This window comes from Arthrobacter sp. NPDC057013, from assembly GCF_042674585.1.
Taxonomy (GTDB): domain Bacteria; phylum Actinomycetota; class Actinomycetes; order Actinomycetales; family Micrococcaceae; genus Arthrobacter.
This window is the reverse complement of sequence record NZ_JBHUSE010000002.1, coordinates 324,721-343,222: the sequence shown is the minus strand read 5'-3', so window position 1 is coordinate 343,222 and position 18,502 is coordinate 324,721. Positions and strand designations below refer to the sequence as shown.

Here is an 18,502-nt window from a genome sequence, read left to right as displayed (position 1 = left end):
AAGGTCTATACCGATGGTCCCGGATCCTGACGCAGAGCAGTGGGGGCCGCACCAGTTGCTGTCCATGGCCGCCAGGCTTGTCCAGCGCCGGCAGGACCAGGCTTTGGCTGAGCTCGGCCTCACGCACGCCGCAGTCATCGCGCTGCAGGGCCTTCTCGAAGGCCCGCTGAACCAGGAAGAGTTGGCTGCCGACATCAAAGTCCGCAGCCAGTCCATTGGCCGTGTGCTTTCGCGGCTCGAGGGGGCCGGGCTTGTGGCGCGCGAGTCTAATTCGCTGGACCGGCGGCACAACCTCGTATCCATAACGGAAGCGGGCCGCCAGGCGCTCGAGGCGGCACGGAAAGCGGAGCAGGAGGCATTGCCCCCCGACGTGGTTCAGGGCACTGCCCTGGGCCGGGAGTTGGCGCGCGTCATCAGCTATTTTCCCGGCCGCCCTAAGCCTGGCTCGGCCAAGAACCACAACTCGGCAGCCGTCGTCGCCGAACCAAGCGCGGACGCCACCGCGGAACCGGGTTCGGCAGTAGCTGGTGCGACCTCGGAAGACGCGCCGGCTGGAGGCGCTTCGCCCACAGCGGCTACGTTCACAGAAAGCGCGCCCACGGAACGTGCGCAGCAGGCTCCGGGCGCGGACTCCACTGCAGACCCTGCGTTGCGGGCAGCGGCCACAGAAGCTGAGGCCGCCGAGGCAAACCAGGCTGAAGGGCAGGGCGCCACGCTGGCGGCGCAGGACCGCGCCGGCATAGTGGAGAAGCCAGCCGGGAGCGGTGACTCCGGCACTAAGTAAACCTGCTGCCAGCAGGGCGAGTTATTTGTGAGGACAAGTGTCGCCGCGCCGCGCGCGGCGACACTCTCCTGTTGGCGCTCCTGTTCGCGTCGGCGGGTCCGGGCTCAGGTCCGGACCGCGCTCCAGCTTTGCGGGGACATCTCTAGCTTCGCTGCTGCATCGGGTCCGGCCAGTTGCCGATGAGGGCGGACATGGGGTCGGGCCAGTTGCCGATCCGGCCGCGCATGGGGTCGGGCCAGTTGCCGATCCGGCAGCTGACGGCCCCGGACTGCGGGCGGGACGGGCGGGAGGCGGCAGACAGCGGGGCGTGCGTAGACATGACATATTCTCCTGACTGAACTGATGGTCCTTGCGCAGGGCTGCGCAGGTGGTCTTTTCTGCCCTGAAGGTGGGCAGAGCTGACCTGTTCAGTCGGGGGAACACCCCGGATCGAAGGCTGGGCTGGCGGGAAGGTTCTGAGCGGCATCGAACAGCCGGGCCCCGGCGAGCAGGGGCGTCCTGTCCCAGTCTCCCGCTGCATCGGCGGCCTGGGCTCCAGAACCTTCGGAGCCCGAGGAAGCGTTCCCAGACGTCCCCTCGCTTGCGGCGAAGGATGGAAGATGGCCGCCGGGCAGCGCATGAAGGTTCGTGTTGTTGTGCGTCGAATGGCTGGCGCCTGCCGGCTCTCGCCGCCCGGGTGTGGTCATCTGGAGCTCGGCCAGTGAGAGGCCCGTGCCCGCGAGCGGGACACCGTCGGCGGCAGCGGGGGTGACCGTGACTGCTGTCGCGGCCGGTGCTGCCGACCTGGCCCCGTCTGCGGCCCTTCGAGGGGTGGTCCCCCGCCCGGCATCCGAGGGCGAAACATCACCCGCAGGCGTGGCGAGATCTGGCGAGCTGTGCCCGGTGCCGGGAGCCGGCGTCGGCGCTGTGGCACCCGGTACGGGAACCGTGGGCAGTCCAGGCAGCGGCACTGAAGGCACCGGTACTGCAGGCACCGGCACAGACGGGACAGGGACCGGCGGAACCGGAACAGACGGCACGGGCACCGGAACAACAGGAACCGGGAGCGAAGGAATAGTGGGCACCGCAGGAGACACCGGCAGTTTCGGCACCGAAGAAACGATGTCTTCCGCGGCGGCAGCCAGGTTGTCCACTGTGTCCACCGCGGGCGCTGCCACGGTGGTCACCGTCGTCGATGCCCCATTGACCACGGCTCCGGCCGTGTCCGCCACGGTGCCGATGACGGTCGTCACAGGCCTGCTAACGGGAGCCGGGAGGCTGGGTGCCGGCGGCACTGCCGGAGTCGGCAGCAGCTTGGCGGCGGGGGCAACCCGGGAGGCAGCGGAAGCCAGGGGAGCGGAAACTGTCGACGGCGCGATGGCGGCGACGGGGGTTTTGACGAGGGACCCGCTTGCAGGCGAACCGGCCGTCACGGTGTCCGCGGGCGCTGCGTCGGCTGACGCCGCACCCCAAATAATCCACGCCAGGGCCAGGAGAACGGGCAACAGCAGGGCGCGCAGGACGGTTGCGTCCAGTAAACGCACCCTGTGGCCCATTCGATTCACCCCCCAGCGCGATGGGAGACCAGAATATGCCCGGCGCCCCGTTCCGTCCAGAGGAAAAATATTCGCGCAGGAGCGGGCGCGCTGAATCGCAATAAAATTGAAGCAGAAGGTGCTTGAGAGATGTCCGGATCCATCGTCGTCGTCCTTGTGCTGCTGGCCCTAGTCTCCGTCGTTGCCATTTCGGCAACGGTTCTGGCGGTCCTGCGTGACGGGCGCGGCGAAGTGCGGAACGAACCGTCCGAGGAGCCCTGGACTGCAGGGAACCTCCCCAGCGAGCCCTACGCCCAGATCCGTTTCAAGACCGGCTTTTGACGGAAGTCCTGCGAAGAATCGTTCACCAAAGTGTCCGCACAAAGTTGGTGCAGCCGCCCACGAATTCGCGTGGCCGCCTGCACCAACCGGTAGTACGAATACTCAGATTAGATATCTATTCATTCGCGGCTCCTAGTTCCCGGCGTTCGCGTTCCGGGCTATTTCCTGTCCTCGACCGAATGCCGTGAAAACATCCAGCCAGCGGCAATCATCAGCACGCCCAGCACCATGTGCGTCCAGTTGTCCAGCATGTTCAGCGACAGGAAGTTGGCCGCCGAATCCACTCCGACGCTGAGCCCGTAGATGCTAAGGACGAGGTACAGCGCGCCGGCTCCCATGAGGAACCTCCGAGCGCCCATCTCTCCGCGGGACATGGCCCAGCCGGTTGCGCCAATGACCAGCTGCACGATGTTGAGCAGCATGGATACCTGAAACAGGCCGAGGAACATGGCGTGCGAATCAGGCCCAAAGAACATCAGTTCGCCATACCGTGCGGTGATGCCCGGGATGAACCCCAGCACACCGACCACCATCAAGACAATACCTACACCCATGCCAGCGTTCTGGACGTCAGTCCTGCCAAAGTGGACGCCGTGTGCATGTGGGGATGCGGTAGTCATTTCTGCCTCCAACCACTGAATGCGGACAAGCTAATTTTACGTCGGGCCCCCGGAAAAAGCGCCCGCGGCCGGGCCTGTCGTGTACCGGCGCGGGCGCATGACCGTCCGACTTTCCCGCGCCGTTGAGCCTGTCGAAAACGGGTGAGCGGCGCCCCGCATGGCACGATGGGAGGCGATGAAACTGCGTGCTGACCAGACCGGAGACCGTGGCCTTCCCATGCCCCTGTGGCTGCAGGGCGGGCTCGAGTCCGCGCAGGCGGCCATCATCTCGGCGCTGGTGGTCATAGCCCCCATCGTTGCGGTGTGGGCCACCTCCGGCTTCGGCAGCGCCGGCCTCGACGCACTGGCCCGGCTCGCCGGACAGGCGTGGCTGATCATCCACGGGGTGCCCCTGTATCTCACCACCGTGGGGGAGGGCGCTGCCGCGAGGCCGGAGACCGGCACGCTGTCGCTGCTGCCGCTGGGCCTCACACTCATTCCCTTCCTGCTGGCCTGGCGGGCGGGCAGGCGCCTGGCGCGGGCGTCATACACGGACCAGCTGTGGCAGGCGCTGCTCGGCTCGTGGCTGGTCTATGCGGGATTTGGCATCGCCACCGGGTTCATCTGCCGGACCGAGGACGTTGGGGTTTTCCTCTGGTGGGCCGGACTGCTGCCACTGGTTCCGTTCGGCCTCGGGATGGTGATCGGCGCCCGGCGGGAAGCCGGTTCATGGAGCCGGCTGATCGGCGTCGACGCCGTCGACTGGATCGCCCGCACCAGCCAGCATTCGCGGTGGGCAGGGTCGTACCTCGCCTCGGCAGCCAAGGCGGGCTTCGTGGCCGTGACCGCGGCGCTCGCCATTTCCTCGGCGCTGCTGGCCGTGGACCTGTTCATCCACTGGAACCTTGTGGTGGCGGTCTATGAAGCGCTCGACGCCGGACCCGTCGGAGGCGCGGCGCTCACCGTTGCGCAGCTCGGCTTCCTCCCCAACCTCGCCGTCTTCGCGCTCGCCTGGCTGACCGGCTCCGGGTTCGCACTGGGCGCCGGCTCTCAGGTGGGACCGCTGGGGACCGCCGTGGGGCCGTTGCCCACCATTCCGGTTTTTGCCGCGATCCCTTCCGGCCCCCTCGATTTCGGCCCCGTGGCGCTGGTGGTTCCCGTGCTCGCCGGTGTCCTGGCCGGCTGGTGGTTCCTGCGGGAAGGTGAAAACCACTTCGATGAATGGCTGTCCATCAAGCTCCACGTCCGCTGGCTGACCGCCGCGGCGTCCACCCTCTTTCTGGCGCTGATCGTCGGCGGGGCGGCCGGCGTGCTGGCGGCCGCACTCGCCTGGCTGGCGCGCGGCTCGGCTGGCATCGGCCGCCTCAGGGACATAGGCCCGGACCCGCTGTGGACGGCAGTCTGGCTCGCAGCGGAAGTGGGCATCGGCGTCGTCATTGGACACGTGGCGGGACCGTGGCTGGAACGCCGGCAGCTCCGGGACGCCGAGCTGGGGACTGCCCCGAGCAGCAAGTAGCCTTCGGGTTGCTGGGCAGGCTTTAGCGCACGGGTTGCTTCAGTGGTCCGGGCAGCGAGTTCTCCAGGTTGGCCCGGCACTCCGTGCTTGCCTTGCTGGTCAGCGCCTGGCGTGAGCACTGCTGGAAGTCGCGGATCTGGTTGAAGAAGAGCGCAGAGGTCAGGACCAGGAGAACCATGACCGCCGAAACCACCAGGCCGGAGATGGTGCCGAACAGGACGAGTTTGGATTCCTTGAGCCGGATGGCCCTGATGAGCACCATGATCCCCAGGACGATGCCCGCCGCCGTCAATATGGCCGTGAGCCAGAGGTAGGCGAGGTCCAGCTGGAAGACGAAGAACGCGCCCAGCACGGCAACAATGAACATGCGGAACAGCGTGTGCGTCTTCTGGAGTGAGGCTTTGGCCTCCTCGCTGAGCGGACGCGCGGTCCGCTGCGGCCCCTGCGGGCCCGGAGTGGGGTTCATGTTTTCCAGCCTACGCGAGCGTCCGCCTAAGCTTGAGCAATGCGCATAGTAGTCCTCGTCTCCGGAACCGGTTCCAATCTTCAGGCCGTCATCGACGCCGTTCAGGCCGGGGACCTGGGTGTCGAGATCGCCGCGGTGGGCGCGGACCGCCCGGGAACTTACGGCGTGGAACGTTCGGCTGCGGCCGGGATCGACACGTTCGTGGTGGACTTCAAGGCCTACCCGGACCGCGCGGAGTGGAACGCCGCCCTGACGGATGCCGTTGCCGCGTACCAGCCGGACGTGGTGGTGTCCTCTGGCTTCATGCGGATCGTGAGCCCCGAGTTCATCGACGCGTTCGACGGAAAATACCTCAACACGCACCCCGCCCTGCTGCCCTCCTTCCCCGGCGCCCACGGAGTCCGCGACGCGATGGCCTACGGCGTGAAGGTCACTGGCTGCACCGTGCACTGGGCCGACGCCGGCGTGGACACGGGCCCCATCATCGCGCAGGAAGCCGTGGCCATCGAGGACGCCGACACCGAGGAAACCCTGCACGAGCGGATCAAGGTGGTGGAGCGCCGGCTCCTGGTCTCCACGCTGGCATCACTAGCCGCCGAGTACGCCGCGGCGAACACCCCCAACTAAGCCCGCGGTTGTTGGGGCGGCGGCGCTACTCGAGGCGCCGCTGGCGGGTCTCGGGAGAGAAGAACGCCATCCACAGCACGGACAGGACCACGAGGCCGCCGGCGAGGGCAAATGAGGTGGCGAGGCCCAGCTGCGGCCAGAAGTAGTTCGCGAAGATGAGCGGGCCGAAGCCAGCACCCAGCCGGGAGAACGTCGACGCCCAGCCGAAGCCACTGCCGCGCAGCTCCGTCGGGTACAGCTCGGAAACGTACGCGTAGAGCACCGGAATGGCCACCTGCACCACGAACCCGAACACCAGCAGCCAGAACACCGCTGCCGTGGGAACATCCACAACGAATGCCACCACCACGAGGATCAGCGCGGACAGCGGTCCCGTGACGGCCAGCAGCCACTTGCGGCCCACGCGCTCCACGAGCAGCGCTGCCGCGATCACGCCCAGGAGCCCGACGGCGGCCATCCCCGCCGTCGTCAGGAACGCCTTGTATTCGGCGAAGCCGGCGCCGATCAGGATCCGTGGCATCCACGTGAGGGACAGGTAGTAGACCAGCAGGATGCTCATGAACAGTGCCCAGGCGGCGGCCGTGATCTTCCAGTTGAACTGCCAGACCCCGCGCAACTGCTGCCACGCGCTGCCGGCCGAAAGCCGCGGCACGGCCAGCGGCTCGGGCAGGCTGTAGGCCCGGGGCTCGGCTCCGGTGGCCTCGACAAGACCGTCAATCACCCGGGCGGCTTCGTCGCGGCGGCCCTTGCGGATCAGGAACAGCGGTGACTCGGGAACGCTTCGCCGCACCCAGAACACGAGCAGGGCAGGCAGCACCATGACGAGCATGGTCAGGCGCCAGTCGGCAAAGGTTGCCACCAGCCAGGCGGACACGAACCCGCAAAGCGCCGCACCCACAGGCCACCATCCGTCCATGGCGGTGAGGACCCGGCCGCGCTGCCTGCGCGGCGTGAACTCACCCACCAACGCGTAGTCCACCGGAATGCAGCCGCCCAGGCCGAACCCTGCCATGAAGCGGAAGACACAGAACCAGAGGAAGTCAGGGGAGAAGGCGCCAAGCACCGTGAAGACCGAGAAGATCAGCAGCGTGGCCGTGAAGGCCTTCCTGCGACCGATGGTGTCAGCGATGGTGCCCCAGATAAAGGCCCCGAGGGCCATGCCGATCAGGTTGGCCGTGCCGATCCATCCGGCCTCGCCCGCGGTGAGGCTCCAGTGTGAGGACAGCAGCGGAATGAGAATGCCGTTAAGGGTGACGTCCCAGGCGTCGAACATGAATCCCAGGCCGCCGATCACGAAGATCCTGCCCTGCACTTTCCAGCGCCACGGCAGTTCCTGGACTACCTGCTCGCCACTGGGCACAGCGGTATAAATATTCATCTCGGCCTCCTGCTTAAACCTTACGTTGCGGAACGCCGCCCAGGGCCGGACCATTACGCCACGAACAGTCCAGTCTTCACACTGGGCCTGCCAGCAGGAAGGGGTCCGCCGACACGATAAACTGGGCCGTATCCCCACCAACCGCGGCACATCAACCGCGAGATAAAGACGGAGACTTTTGTGAGCTTGACGCAGCTTGACCGTGTTCCCATCCGCCGGGCCCTGATCTCGGTATACGACAAGACCGGTCTGGAGGAGCTCGCCAAGGGCCTGCACGCAGCTGGCGTCAAGATTGTTTCCACCGGCTCGACCGCCAAGAAGATCGCCGCGGCCGGCATCCCGGTCCAGGAGGTCGAAGAAGTCACCGGTTCGCCGGAAATGCTCGACGGCCGGGTTAAGACCCTCCACCCGCGCGTCCACGGCGGCATCCTCGCCGACCGCCGCGTCCCGGCCCACATGGAGACCCTCGCCAAGATGGAGATTGAGGCCTTCGACCTCGTCGTGGTGAACCTCTACCCGTTCGTGGAGACGGTCAAGTCCGGGGCCGCACAGGACGACGTCGTGGAGCAGATCGACATCGGAGGCCCCGCCATGGTGCGCTCCGCCGCGAAGAACCACGCCGCCGTCGCCATTGTGGTTGACCCGACGTTCTACGGCGACGTGGTCCACGCCGCCGCCGAGGGCGGCTTCGACCTCAAGACGCGCCGCCGGCTCGCCGCCAAGGCGTTCGCGCACACCGCCACCTACGACACGGCCGTGGCCACCTGGACCGCCAGCCAGTTCCTCGACGAGGACGGCGACGGCGTCATCGACTGGCCTGCCTACGCCGGCCTCGCGCTGGAACGCTCCGAGGTGCTGCGCTACGGCGAGAACCCGCACCAGCAGGCAGCACTGTACGTGGACAAGGCAGCCCCGGCAGGCATCGCCCAGGCAGACCAGATCCACGGCAAGGCCATGAGCTACAACAACTTCGTGGACGCGGACGCGGCTCTCCGGGCCGCCTTCGACTTCGCCGAGCCCGCCGTCGCCATCATCAAGCACGCCAACCCCTGCGGTGTGGCCGTCGCGTCCGCCGACGCCGCCGACCCGATCGCGGACGCCCACGCCAAGGCCCATGCCTGCGACCCCGTCTCCGCGTTCGGCGGCGTCATCGCGGCCAACCGCACGGTTACCGCCGGCATGGCCAACACCGTCAAGGACATCTTCACCGAGGTGGTCATCGCCCCCGGCTTCGAGCCCGGGGCCGTGGAAATCCTCTCCAAGAAGAAGAACATCCGCCTGCTGTCCCTCCCCGAGGGCTACGGCCGCTACCCGACCGAGATCCGCCAGGTTTCCGGCGGCGTGCTGGTGCAGGTCGCCGACAAGGTCAACGCCGACGGCGACAACCCCGCCAACTGGACGCTCGCCGCCGGTGAAGCCGCCGACGACGCCACGCTCGCCGACCTGGCCTTCGCCTGGACCGCCTGCCGCGCCGCCAAGTCCAACGCCATCCTGCTCGCCTCTAACGGCGCCGCAGTCGGCATCGGCATGGGCCAGGTCAACCGCCTGGACTCCTGCAAGCTCGCCGTCGAGCGGGCCAACACTCTGGGCGTCCAGGTTGAGTCCGACGTCGACGGTGCCGGCGGCGCCTCCAACGCCGGCGCAGCAGGCGCCCCCGCCCGTGCCCGGGGCGCCGTTGCTGCCTCCGACGCGTTCTTCCCGTTCGCCGACGGCCTGCAGATCCTGATCGACGCCGGCGTGCGGGCTGTGGTGCAGCCCGGCGGCTCGGTCCGGGACGAGGAAGTCGTCGCGGCGGCCAACGCTGCCGGCATCACCATGTACTTCACCGGCGCCCGCCACTTCTTCCACTAATTCTCCCCGCAAGCAAGTAAAGCCCGACGGCGGCTGCCCCCTTAAGGGGACGGCCGCCGTCGGGCTTTAACTTGCTTTACTTTCCTTCGGACCTGGGGCCGCTGTCCTCCGCGGCCGGCAACCGGATGTCCCGGGGAACGGCTTCGGCCATCCGTTCCGGGGTCCAGTAGGCCAGGACATCCTCGGGCGGCTGGTTGACGCTGTGGCTTACCGCGGCGCCGCCAGCGGCGTCGGTATCGTCATCATTTCCGCTGTGCACTGTCGTAGACCTTCATGGTGGTGGAGCCCCAGAACGGCCCGAACATGGTGGTGGAACTCGTTCCGTATCCGTAGCTGTTAACGGAGTTTTGGAAGCCATCCGCCCCGCTGACGGCATTCGTGTCTCCTTGGGCAAACCACGGTCCGCCCGAGGAACCGCCCGTCATGTCGCACGAAATGCCCTGGGAGTTGAACTGCGGGTTGATGGCGTCATCGTGAGCGGTGCCCGTGCAGCTGATCAGCTTCTGGCCGGTGAACGGGGCCGCGGCCGGGTAGCCGTAGGACTTGTACCTCATGCCGCGGGGCTGGTTGAACTCCACGCCCGACGCCCCCACCACGTCGGCCAGGGACCTGCCGCCCACCCTGGCGACCACCGCGAAGCCGGTGTCGTACCGGATGTCGCCGCCGGAGGTCCAGTTCTGTGCGGCGTGCAGCGACCGGGCGGGCCACTTCCCATAGGGCGCCCTGCCGTCGACGTATCCCGGCACGAAAATCCAGTTGGTGGCGAAGGCGCCGGGCCCCTCATTGACGCAGTGGCCAGCCGTGGCCACGAGGCTCTTGTTCTGCGCGGCGATCGAATTGCCGGAGCAGACGTAGTTGTTACCGGCGAGTGTGAAGAAGACCTTGCCGATGTGTGCCACCGGAAATTCGTTCGCGTGCAGGGCCGTGGATGCCGTGGTCTGCGGGGCGGTGCCGGCGAACCTGGTGACCGCTCCCGTCTCAACGGCAGCCGCGGACGCGGGCCCCTCGTTGTCCTGGCGGGCCACGGCCTTGGCGGCAAGCACATCGCCGGGAACAGCGGCGCGCATGCGCTCGGGTGTCCAGTATCCTTGCGGGCTGGACACGGGGGTGCTTGCGACCTGTAGCTGGGTCAAGTCCTGCGACGTTGCGGAAGAGGCTGATGCGCCGCCGAGGGCGCTCACGGCCAGCAGCAGACCTGTGGAGAGGCTAAGAAGGCTGCCGGCCAGAGTCTTTTTGCTCGTCATTGCGGTCCTACCTATCAGGTGGGGCGGGCCCCGGGAGGCACGCCGGGTGACTGATTTGACCTACCCGGGGGATGACAAGCTCGGTTTAGTGACGATTCAAGTTTTGTTTTGCCAGGTAGGGGTGTGCTGATCTGCCCCTGCCGCAAGGGGTTCCAACTGGGTTCAGCCGCCGAAGCGGTATTCGTTTATGAGAGAAAGATTAGGACTCCTTGGCTCCGGGGACAATGGATAGTGTGGCGGAAGCCACAGGAACGGGGTCATTCAAGGGCATCCGGCCGTCCGGGTAAGGTCCATCCGGTTCACCTCGGGTAAGTTAAAGGTTGGTGAAATAGACCGGAATACCAGATACAAGCCGACCTTCAGGGAGACGCCCGAGCATGGCCAAAATTATCTATACCCACACCGACGAAGCGCCGATGCTGGCTACTTATTCGTTCCTGCCGATCATCGAGGCGTTCGCGTCGACGGCAGGTGTGCAGGTGGAGACCCGCGACATTTCGCTGGCCGGCCGCATCATCGCCGTCTTCGGCGACTACCTCACTGAAGAGCAGCAGATCGGTGACGCCCTGGCCGAACTGGGCGAACTGGCGAAGAAGCCGGAAGCCAACATCATCAAGCTGCCCAACATCAGCGCATCCGTGCCGCAGCTGAAGGCCGCCATCGCCGAGCTTCAGTCCCAGGGCTACAAGCTGCCGGACTACCCGGACAACCCCACGTCCGACGAAGAGACCGCCATCCGCTCCCGTTACGACAAGATCAAGGGCTCCGCCGTGAACCCTGTCCTGCGCGAAGGCAACTCGGACCGCCGCGCGCCCCTGTCGGTCAAGAACTACGCGCGCCAGAACCCGCACTCCATGGGTGCCTGGACCCCTGAGTCCAAGACCAACGTGGCACACATGGACGCCAACGACTTCCGCTCCAATGAGAAGTCTGTGGTGATTCCGGCCGACGGCACCATCGAAATCCAGCTGGTCCGCGAGGACGGCACGGTCAAGGTCCTGAAGAAGGCCTTCCCGGTTCTCGCCGGTGAAGTCATCGACGGCACGGTGATGCGCGCCGCCGCCCTGGACGAATTCCTGGCAGCCCAGGTAGCCCGCGCCAAGGAAGAGGGCGTGCTCTTCTCGGCACACCTGAAGGCCACCATGATGAAGGTCTCCGACCCCATCATCTTCGGCCACGTAGTGAAGGCTTACTTCTCCGAGCTGTTCGACACCTACGGCAAGCAGCTCGCCGCCGCCGGCCTGAGCCCCAACAACGGCCTCGCCTCCATCCTCAACGGACTGGACGAGCTGCCCGAGGACGTCCGCGACGGCGTCCAGGCGGCCATCAAGAAGGGCCTCGAAGAAGGCCCCGCGATCGCCATGGTCGACTCCGACAAGGGCATCACCAACCTGCACGTCCCCAGTGATGTCATCGTTGACGCCTCCATGCCCGCCATGATCCGCTCCTCGGGCCACATGTGGGGGCCGGACGGCAAGGAAGCCGACACCCTGGCAGTTCTGCCGGACAGCTCCTACGCCGGCATCTACCAGGTTGTTATCGACGACTGCCGCGCGAACGGCGCCTTCGACCCCACCACCATGGGCACCGTCCCGAACGTCGGCCTCATGGCCCAGGCCGCCGAGGAATACGGCAGCCACGACAAGACCTTCGAGGCCCAGGTCCCCGGCAAGATCCAGGTGGTCGACGGCTCGGGCAACGTCCTGATCGAACACGAAGTTGCCCCGGGCGACATCTGGCGCGCCTGCCAGACCAAGGACCTGCCCATCCGCGACTGGGTGAAGCTGGCCGTGAACCGCGCCCGCGCCTCCCAGACCCCCGCGGTGTTCTGGCTCGACGAGACCCGCGCACACGACGCCAAGCTCATCGAGAAGGTCCGCGAATACCTGCAGGAGCACGACACCGAGGGCCTGCAGATCGAGATCCTGTCCCCGGTGAAGGCCACCGCCTTCACCCTGGAGCGCCTCCGCAAGGGCCAGGACACCATCTCCGTCACCGGCAACGTGCTCCGCGACTACCTGACGGACCTGTTCCCGATCCTGGAACTGGGCACCAGCGCCAAGATGCTGTCCATCGTTCCGCTGATCAATGGCGGCGGCCTCTTCGAGACCGGTGCCGGCGGCTCCGCCCCGAAGCACGTTCAGCAGCTGCTGAAGGAAAACCACCTGCGCTGGGACAGCCTGGGTGAATTCCTGGCGCTGGCCGTCAGCTTCGAGCACCTGGCCAACACCACGGACAACGCCCGCGCCCAGGTCCTGGCCGACACCCTGGACCGCGCCACCGGCACGTTCCTGCTGGAGAACAAGTCCCCGAGCCGCAAGGCCGGCGAGATCGACAACCGCGGCAGCCACTACTACCTGGCCCAGTACTGGGCACAGGAACTGGCCAAGCAGACCGAGGACGCCGAACTGGCAGCCTCCTTCGCGCCGGTTGCCGACGCGCTGAGCTCCAACGAGGAAGCCATCGTCTCCGAATTGCTGGGCGTACAGGGCCAGCCCGTCGACATCGGCGGCTACTACCGCCCCGACGCCGAGAAGGCTGCCGCCGTTATGCGGCCGTCCGCAACGCTCAACAAGATCGTCGCCAGCCTCAGCTAGGTCTCCGACCCGCGCCTCGGCAGCCGGGCTGAGCAAGTCCAGCTGAGCAAGCCCGGTTGCGCAATCCCGGCTGAGCAACAGAAGCGCCCCGCCACTCCTGCGAGTGGCGGGGCGCTTCTGTGTGTTTTGGCGCGTGCTGCCGGGAATCCGGCCTGGCTTCTGAGTTACCGGCCGGACGTTGAACTACCGGTCGGGGATGTCGTCGCGGCGGGTGTCCGTGTGCCGGGTTTCGTTCCGCGGCTCACCTGTTTCATCGTCCCCGTAGGGGGCGTCAACCGCCATGTCCGGGTCCGCGTCCACCGGCCGCTCCGTCGCGGCGGCGTCGTAGGCGTCACCGGATTCATAGCTGCGGCCCGGGACCGCGTCCATCCCGGCGCCCTCCGAGTAGCCGGTGCTTGCACCCGGGTCACCGTTGCCGCCCGCTGCTGTAGCTCCCATCCCGGCGCCGGCCGCTCCGGTTCCAGCGCCTGCGCCGGTCGTTCCGCCGCCGGCCGTTCCAACGCCCGTCGTACCGGCGCCGGCACCCATCCCGACGCCGGTGCCGGTTCCTGTACCCGCCGCCGTCGTTCCCGCGTCACCTTCCACCTCGCCGCCGCTCACGCTTTCCCGCCAGGCGCCGGTTTCCGTGTCCCGGTGCTCGATGAACTTCTTGAATTTTCTCAGGTCCGCGGCGACCTGCCGGGAATCAAGACCGGTGGCTGCGCCCAGCTTCTCCATCGCGGATTCGGGCTCCCAGGTCAGCTCGACGTTCACCTTGGTTTCGTTGTCGCCCACGGACTCAAACCAGACCGTGCCTGAGTTCCGCGGCTCGTTCAGGCTCTCCCAGGTGACGCGCTGGTCCGGCTCCTGCACGGTGATCTGGGCGTCGTACTCGCGCTTCACACCCGCAATGCTGGTTTCGAAATGAACAGTGGTGTCATCGAGTTGGCGGACGGCGTCCACGCCGCTCATGAAATTGGGGAAATCCTCAAACTGGGTCCATTGGTTGTAGGCCTGGCGTACGGGGACATCGACAGTGATCGATTCCTGAACAGTTGCCATGCTTGGTTCACTCCTTCAGCGTACGGGCGGGTTGGCCCGTGGTTCTGTGCCTTGTCCGGATGGAACACCTCCAAGGTAACGGGAAGCGGTTTGCATTTGAAGAGAGAAACTAAGGCTGCTGATTATGAAGCCCGGAACGGCGAAATGTCGGCCCGCGGTTGTGAGGATACCGCCGGTTTTCGTAGGGTACTAAGCAGGCTTATCTTTTGGTCGCGCGCCCGGCGCCACGGCCGAGTCCGGTTAGGCCCCCGCTTCGGAAAGGATCATCTCTGTGCCTGAAGAATCAGCAATCAACATTCCGGGAGCCCCGGCAGGCGAGCAGCCCGCCGTCGACGAACCCACCAACCCAAGGGAACCGTTGCCGCCCAAGCCGGACCAGCAGGGGCCGGAAGCGGTGTCCCCGACAGGCAGCCCCACGGGCGCTCCGGAACACTCCCGGGCGCAGTCCGGCCAGTACCTGACCACCGCGCAGGGCACCCGGCTGCCGGACACCGACCATTCGCTGAAGGCCGGGCCGCGGGGGCCGATCCTGCTGCAGGACCACCACCTGCGCGAGAAGATCACCCACTTCGACCACGAGAGAATTCCCGAGCGCGTGGTTCATGCACGCGGTGCCGGTGCCCACGGCGTGTTCCGTTCCTATGGCACGGCCGCCAACATCACCCGCGCTGGTTTCCTCGCCAAGGACGTGGAAACACCGGTGTTTGTCAGGTTCTCCACGGTCCTCGGCTCGCGCGGCTCCGCCGACACCGTCCGGGACACCCGCGGGTTCTCCACCAAGTTCTACACCGACGAGGGAACGTACGACCTGGTGGGCAACAACATCCCGGTGTTCTTCATCCAGGACGGGATCAAGTTCCCGGACGTCGTGCACGCCGCCAAGCCGCACCCGGACCGCGAAATTCCGCAGGCCCAGAGCGCCCACGACACGTTCTGGGACTTCGTATCCCTGCACACCGAGGCGCAGGCGCACACCATGTGGAACATGTCCGACCGGGGCATCCCGCGTTCGTACCGGACCATGGAGGGCTTTGGCGTCCACACCTTTCGCTTGGTCGATGCTGAGGGTGCCACCACGCTGGTCAAGTTCCACTGGAAGCCGAAGCAGGGCGTGCACTCCCTGGTCTGGGAGGAGGCCCAGATCATCAACGGCATGGATCCGGACTTCCACCGTCGGGACCTCGCCGACGCGATCGAGGCCGGCGCCTACCCGGAATGGGAGCTGGGCATCCAGACCTTCCCGGACACTGAGGACCAGATGTTCGAAGGGATCGATCTGCTGGATCCAACGAAGTTCGTGCCGGAGGAGCTGGCCCCGGTCCAGCCGATCGGGCTGATGACCCTCAACGCCAACCCGGTCAACTACTTCGCGGAAACGGAACAGGTGGCCTTCCACCCCGGGCACCTCGTGCCGGGCATCGACGTCACCAACGATCCGCTGCTGCAGGTCAGGCTGTTCTCCTACCTGGACACGCAGATCTCGCGACTGGGCGGGCCGAACTTCGCGCAGATACCCATCAACCGTCCGCAGGCTCCGGTGAACGACATGCTGCGCGACGGCATGCACCAGACCGCCGTCCACGCCGGGGTGGCGCCTTACCGGCCCAATTCGCTCGACGGCGGCTGCCCGTTCAAGGCCGGGGCTGACGTTGGGGCCTTCGTCGATGTTCCGGAAGAGGTGGCGGCGGCCATCAAGCAGCGGAAGAATCCGGCGTCCTTCGACGACCACTACAGCCAGCCCCGGTTGTTCTTCCGGAGCCTCACGCCGGTGGAGCAGGACCACGTGATCCAGGCCTACACGTTTGAGCTCGGCAAGTGCTACGAGAAGCCGGTCCGGGAGCGCCAGCTGCTCGCCCTGGCCAACATCGATGCCTCGCTGTGTGCCGCCGTGGCCCGGGGACTGGGGATGCCCGCACCCGAGGCCACCGAGGATGTGCCGGATGCCCAGCCCAGCCCCGCCGTGTCCCAGCTGGGGAGGACCTGGCCGGTCGCGGGCCGCGTCGTGGGTATCGTGGCGGATGAGTCCAGCGACCTCGAGGCCATCCGGGACGCCCGCAAGGCGCTCGACGACGCCGGCATCGTGCCGCTGGTGATCGCCCCGTCCGGCGGGACGCTCGGGGGAGAGGACGACGGCGGGATCCCAGTTCAGCGGACCTACCTCACCGCCCGCTCCACCGAGTTCGACGCCGTCATCGTGGCAGGCTCCTCGGCGCCTGCTGACGACGCCGATCAGGGGCTGGACGCGAAAGCCGGTGTACCCGGCGTTTCGTTGGATCCGCGTGTGGGACTGCTGCTGTCGGAGGCTTTCCGTCACGCCAAGGCCATCGGGGCGTGGGGCTCTGGCTCCGCCGGCGTGGATGCAGCCAGCATCCCGACTGATGCGCCAGGCGTGGTTCTGGGCGACAACGCCGGGCAGGTGGTTCCGCAGATTCAGGACCTGCTGGCAGCCCACCGTGCGTGGGAGCGTTTCCCGGCAGCAACTGCCTGACGGGCGAAATTAGGACGAAAGACGCCCTGACGGTCGTAGAACAAGGGCTGGTCCCCGGCGGGGGCTAGCCCTTGTTCTTGCCCGAATGCCTGTCCTTGTTTGCCTCCCGGCCGCTCTTGCCTGAACTGGCCTGCTTTCCGACTTTGGCGGGAGCCGGCGCGGGGGCGGGCGCCGGGACCACCACAGCAGGTGCAGTCGTCGGTGAGGGCTTCGGGGCTGGCGTGGCCTTCACTGCGGCAGCCTTGGCAGCAGCGTTCTTGGCTGCCTGGGCTGCCGTGAGGTCGGCCCGCACGGAGTTGATGGCCGCCGTAATGCTTCGGTGTCGCTTGAAGGAAACCTGCCCGGCGGCCGCCGCGGCATCCAGCGCGGAGGACAGGCTGGCCAGGGATTTCAGGGCGGCGGCGGGGTTGCTTTCCGCGGCAGACTTGGTGACCTCGAGGACCCGCTGCTGAAGCTTCGCAGCTGCGTCAGCCTCGAGGTCCGGGGCGGCGCCGGCGCAGCCGGCCAGTGCCGCTGCCAATGCGTACCCGGTCAGGACGGCGGCACCCCGGCGCCACACGGCCGGTGTCCGGCGTGGGCTCATGGTTCGACGCTCCTTTGTAGCTCCACGAGATGGTCACCCAAGGTGCCGCTCACGCTGGGGTAAGGGACGACGTCGGGCTTTTCGGGTGAGTTCGCGGCGATGGTGACGGCGGCAGCTCCGCCCAGCAGTACGGCCGTCGCAAGGGCTGCGCCGATCCGGAGGCGCCTGCGCCTCTTCGTCGCGGCGGGCCGGCCGTCCGGGCGTGCCGGCATTTTCTGCCCCGGCGTTTTGGCTGTCGTCTTGGCGGTTGAATGCGTCCCAGAAGGCTCGGGAGTCTCGGAAAGTGTCTCGGAAAGCCCGGCAGGAAGTATCGACGGCGGCCGGGCCGGCAGCGCGGGGAGTACGCGGGTGTGCTCCTCGGCAAGGTCTCCGGGGGCGGACTCCGGCGACACGAGGGCGCGCCGGAGAGCCACTTCCAGGTCTGCAGCGGAGGGTCGTTCGAACGGCTCGAGGGCGGTCATGGACGCCAGCAGGTGCTGCCATTCCGTGGGCAGGTCGTCAGGGATTTCCGGGGCCCGGTGCAGCCGCGCAACCGCCGATTCCACGGCGCTGCCCGGGTACTCAACGGTGCCCTTGATGCATTCCAGCAGCACGAGGCCCAGCGAATAGATGTCGGACGCGGGGGAAAGCGGCGAGCCCATGGCCTGTTCCGGGCTCAGGTACGCTGCCGTGCCTACCATGGTGCCGGTGGCGGTGAGCCGGGTGCCGTCCACGATCCGCGCAATGCCGAAGTCTGTCAGTTTGGGCCGCACCGGCTCGCCGGGACGAACCTGGACCAGGAGAATGTTGGCCGGCTTGATGTCGCGGTGAATGATGCCCAGCCCGTGGACATAGGCAAGGGCGTCGGCGACCCCGGCGCCGATGACGGACAGTTCATCGAGCGGAACGCGGCTGTGCCGGATGCGGCTGCGCAGATCCTGGCCCTCCACGAGTTCCATGGTCAGGAAGGGCCTGGGCTGGTCCGGCACACGGGTATCCACGCCGGCGTCGAATAGGGTTACGAGGCTGGGGTGGTTCAGGGTGGCCAAGAGCCTGATCTCGGCTTCCTGCCGTTTGAGTTCATCCGCATCTGCGGCCTGCGGGGCGAACAATTTCAGGGCCACGTCCCGCCCCAAGTTCTGGTCTTTGGCCGTGTAGACGCACGACATGCCGCCGCGGCCGATCACCTCTCCCAGCCGGTAGCGTCCGCCCAGTACATCCGTCGTCACCCCGCTGGGCGATTCTTCTAACACGTTGCCGTCCTTATCAGCTCGGGCTCGGTGTTAAGGATAATACGTGTGCTTAGTAATTGAGTTCGCCGGCTGATTCCTGGGAGCCTGACCGGCTGATGCCTGACCGGTTGACGCCTGACCGGTTGCGGTGCGGCGGAGGGCGCTCCTGCGGGCACGCCTTCGCCGGCGGCCCGGCATAGGAAGTCTCGAGGACTGCCGTGTTGCGGACCGCCGACGGTGGCGGTTATTACTGTCCGGATT

17 protein-coding genes are annotated in these 18,502 nt (G+C 66.9%); 7 read left to right on the top strand and 10 right to left on the bottom strand.

The features are described from left to right. Positions 1–13 precede the first annotated feature (13 nt). Positions 14–784 carry a MarR family winged helix-turn-helix transcriptional regulator gene (locus tag ACFTSA_RS05515; protein WP_377950202.1) on the top strand — a complete coding sequence of 257 codons (771 nt, stop codon included), beginning with the start codon at positions 14–16 and terminating at the stop codon, positions 782–784. A gap of 142 nt (positions 785–926) precedes the next feature. Here the strand turns inward: ACFTSA_RS05515 and ACFTSA_RS05510 are convergent, their stop codons facing one another. Further along, a complete protein-coding gene (locus ACFTSA_RS05510; RefSeq protein ID WP_377950200.1) occupies positions 927–1,103 on the bottom strand; it encodes a hypothetical protein in 177 nt (58 codons plus the stop codon). A gap of 88 nt (positions 1,104–1,191) precedes the next feature. Continuing rightward, a complete protein-coding gene (locus ACFTSA_RS05505) occupies positions 1,192–2,307 on the bottom strand; it encodes a hypothetical protein (RefSeq protein WP_377950199.1) in 1,116 nt (371 codons plus the stop codon). 141 nt (positions 2,308–2,448) lie between these two features. On the opposite strand from ACFTSA_RS05505, the gene ACFTSA_RS05500 reads away from it, so the two are divergent. Next, entirely contained in the window at positions 2,449–2,640 is a 192-nt protein-coding gene (locus ACFTSA_RS05500) for a hypothetical protein (protein WP_377950198.1), read from the top strand. A 158-nt stretch (positions 2,641–2,798) separates the two neighbouring features. Here ACFTSA_RS05500 and ACFTSA_RS05495 read toward each other — a convergent pair whose 3' ends face one another. Beyond that, on the bottom strand, positions 2,799–3,260 hold the full coding sequence (locus ACFTSA_RS05495) for a DUF4383 domain-containing protein (protein ID WP_377950197.1): 462 nt from the start codon (positions 3,258–3,260) through the stop codon (positions 2,799–2,801). A 175-nt stretch (positions 3,261–3,435) separates the two neighbouring features. Here ACFTSA_RS05495 and ACFTSA_RS05490 point away from each other — a divergent pair, with 175 nt between their 5' ends. Further along, entirely contained in the window at positions 3,436–4,755 is a 1,320-nt protein-coding gene (locus ACFTSA_RS05490; protein WP_377950240.1) for a DUF6350 family protein, read from the top strand. A gap of 22 nt (positions 4,756–4,777) precedes the next feature. Here ACFTSA_RS05490 and ACFTSA_RS05485 read toward each other — a convergent pair whose 3' ends face one another. Further along, on the bottom strand, positions 4,778–5,221 hold the full coding sequence (locus tag ACFTSA_RS05485; RefSeq protein WP_377950196.1) for a hypothetical protein: 444 nt from the start codon (positions 5,219–5,221) through the stop codon (positions 4,778–4,780). Positions 5,222–5,260: 39 nt separating this feature from the next. On the opposite strand from ACFTSA_RS05485, the gene purN reads away from it, so the two are divergent. Beyond that, on the top strand, positions 5,261–5,848 hold the full coding sequence (gene purN, locus ACFTSA_RS05480) for a phosphoribosylglycinamide formyltransferase (RefSeq protein ID WP_377950195.1): 588 nt from the start codon (positions 5,261–5,263) through the stop codon (positions 5,846–5,848). Between the two features lie 25 nt (positions 5,849–5,873). On the opposite strand, the gene ACFTSA_RS05475 is transcribed toward purN, so the two are convergent. After that, positions 5,874–7,226, bottom strand: coding sequence for an MFS transporter (locus tag ACFTSA_RS05475; RefSeq protein ID WP_377950194.1), 1,353 nt, complete (start codon positions 7,224–7,226; stop codon positions 5,874–5,876). Between the two features lie 180 nt (positions 7,227–7,406). Here ACFTSA_RS05475 and purH point away from each other — a divergent pair, with 180 nt between their 5' ends. Then, on the top strand, positions 7,407–9,077 hold the full coding sequence (gene purH / locus ACFTSA_RS05470) for a bifunctional phosphoribosylaminoimidazolecarboxamide formyltransferase/IMP cyclohydrolase (RefSeq protein ID WP_377950192.1): 1,671 nt from the start codon (positions 7,407–7,409) through the stop codon (positions 9,075–9,077). A gap of 76 nt (positions 9,078–9,153) precedes the next feature. On the opposite strand, the gene ACFTSA_RS05465 is transcribed toward purH, so the two are convergent. Next, positions 9,154–9,336: a hypothetical protein gene (locus tag ACFTSA_RS05465; RefSeq protein WP_377950191.1), complete on the bottom strand. Its 183-nt coding sequence runs from the start codon at positions 9,334–9,336 to the stop codon at positions 9,154–9,156. Continuing rightward, a complete protein-coding gene (locus tag ACFTSA_RS05460; RefSeq protein ID WP_377950190.1) occupies positions 9,320–10,321 on the bottom strand; it encodes a trypsin-like serine peptidase in 1,002 nt (333 codons plus the stop codon). The genes ACFTSA_RS05465 and ACFTSA_RS05460 overlap by 17 nt, the downstream gene beginning before the upstream one ends. Before the next feature lie 377 nt (positions 10,322–10,698). On the opposite strand from ACFTSA_RS05460, the gene ACFTSA_RS05455 reads away from it, so the two are divergent. Then, entirely contained in the window at positions 10,699–12,918 is a 2,220-nt protein-coding gene (locus ACFTSA_RS05455; RefSeq protein WP_377950188.1) for an NADP-dependent isocitrate dehydrogenase, read from the top strand. A 183-nt stretch (positions 12,919–13,101) separates the two neighbouring features. On the opposite strand, the gene ACFTSA_RS05450 is transcribed toward ACFTSA_RS05455, so the two are convergent. Then, complete coding sequence (locus ACFTSA_RS05450) at positions 13,102–13,959, bottom strand: SRPBCC family protein (RefSeq protein ID WP_377950187.1); 858 nt, start codon at positions 13,957–13,959, stop codon at positions 13,102–13,104. 271 nt (positions 13,960–14,230) lie between these two features. On the opposite strand from ACFTSA_RS05450, the gene ACFTSA_RS05445 reads away from it, so the two are divergent. Further along, positions 14,231–16,447 carry a catalase gene (locus ACFTSA_RS05445; RefSeq protein ID WP_377950186.1) on the top strand — a complete coding sequence of 739 codons (2,217 nt, stop codon included), beginning with the start codon at positions 14,231–14,233 and terminating at the stop codon, positions 16,445–16,447. A gap of 64 nt (positions 16,448–16,511) precedes the next feature. Here ACFTSA_RS05445 and ACFTSA_RS05440 read toward each other — a convergent pair whose 3' ends face one another. Both ACFTSA_RS05440 and ACFTSA_RS05435 read right to left on the bottom strand, forming a co-directional pair. Next, positions 16,512–17,030, bottom strand: coding sequence for a mucin-associated surface protein (locus ACFTSA_RS05440; protein ID WP_377950185.1), 519 nt, complete (start codon positions 17,028–17,030; stop codon positions 16,512–16,514). Further along, positions 17,027–18,262, bottom strand: coding sequence for a protein kinase (locus tag ACFTSA_RS05435; RefSeq protein WP_377950184.1), 1,236 nt, complete (start codon positions 18,260–18,262; stop codon positions 17,027–17,029). The genes ACFTSA_RS05440 and ACFTSA_RS05435 overlap by 4 nt, the downstream gene beginning before the upstream one ends. Positions 18,263–18,502 lie beyond the last annotated feature (240 nt).

What these genes read in the sequence shown, in the direction of transcription:
- ACFTSA_RS05440 (WP_377950185.1), bottom strand. Translation starts at nt 17,030, where the DNA reads ATGAGCCCACGCCGGACACCGGCCGTGTGGCGCCGGGGTGCCGCCGTC.
- ACFTSA_RS05495 (WP_377950197.1), bottom strand. Translation starts at nt 3,260, where the DNA reads ATGACTACCGCATCCCCACATGCACACGGCGTCCACTTTGGCAGGACT.
- ACFTSA_RS05485 (WP_377950196.1), bottom strand. Translation starts at nt 5,221, where the DNA reads ATGAACCCCACTCCGGGCCCGCAGGGGCCGCAGCGGACCGCGCGTCCG.
- ACFTSA_RS05455 (WP_377950188.1), top strand. Translation starts at nt 10,699, where the DNA reads ATGGCCAAAATTATCTATACCCACACCGACGAAGCGCCGATGCTGGCT.
- ACFTSA_RS05475 (WP_377950194.1), bottom strand. Translation starts at nt 7,226, where the DNA reads ATGAATATTTATACCGCTGTGCCCAGTGGCGAGCAGGTAGTCCAGGAA.
- ACFTSA_RS05515 (WP_377950202.1), top strand. Translation starts at nt 14, where the DNA reads ATGGTCCCGGATCCTGACGCAGAGCAGTGGGGGCCGCACCAGTTGCTG.
- ACFTSA_RS05490 (WP_377950240.1), top strand. Translation starts at nt 3,436, where the DNA reads ATGAAACTGCGTGCTGACCAGACCGGAGACCGTGGCCTTCCCATGCCC.
- ACFTSA_RS05500 (WP_377950198.1), top strand. Translation starts at nt 2,449, where the DNA reads ATGTCCGGATCCATCGTCGTCGTCCTTGTGCTGCTGGCCCTAGTCTCC.
- purN (WP_377950195.1), top strand. Translation starts at nt 5,261, where the DNA reads ATGCGCATAGTAGTCCTCGTCTCCGGAACCGGTTCCAATCTTCAGGCC.
- ACFTSA_RS05450 (WP_377950187.1), bottom strand. Translation starts at nt 13,959, where the DNA reads ATGGCAACTGTTCAGGAATCGATCACTGTCGATGTCCCCGTACGCCAG.
- ACFTSA_RS05510 (WP_377950200.1), bottom strand. Translation starts at nt 1,103, where the DNA reads ATGTCTACGCACGCCCCGCTGTCTGCCGCCTCCCGCCCGTCCCGCCCG.
- ACFTSA_RS05460 (WP_377950190.1), bottom strand. Translation starts at nt 10,321, where the DNA reads ATGACGAGCAAAAAGACTCTGGCCGGCAGCCTTCTTAGCCTCTCCACA.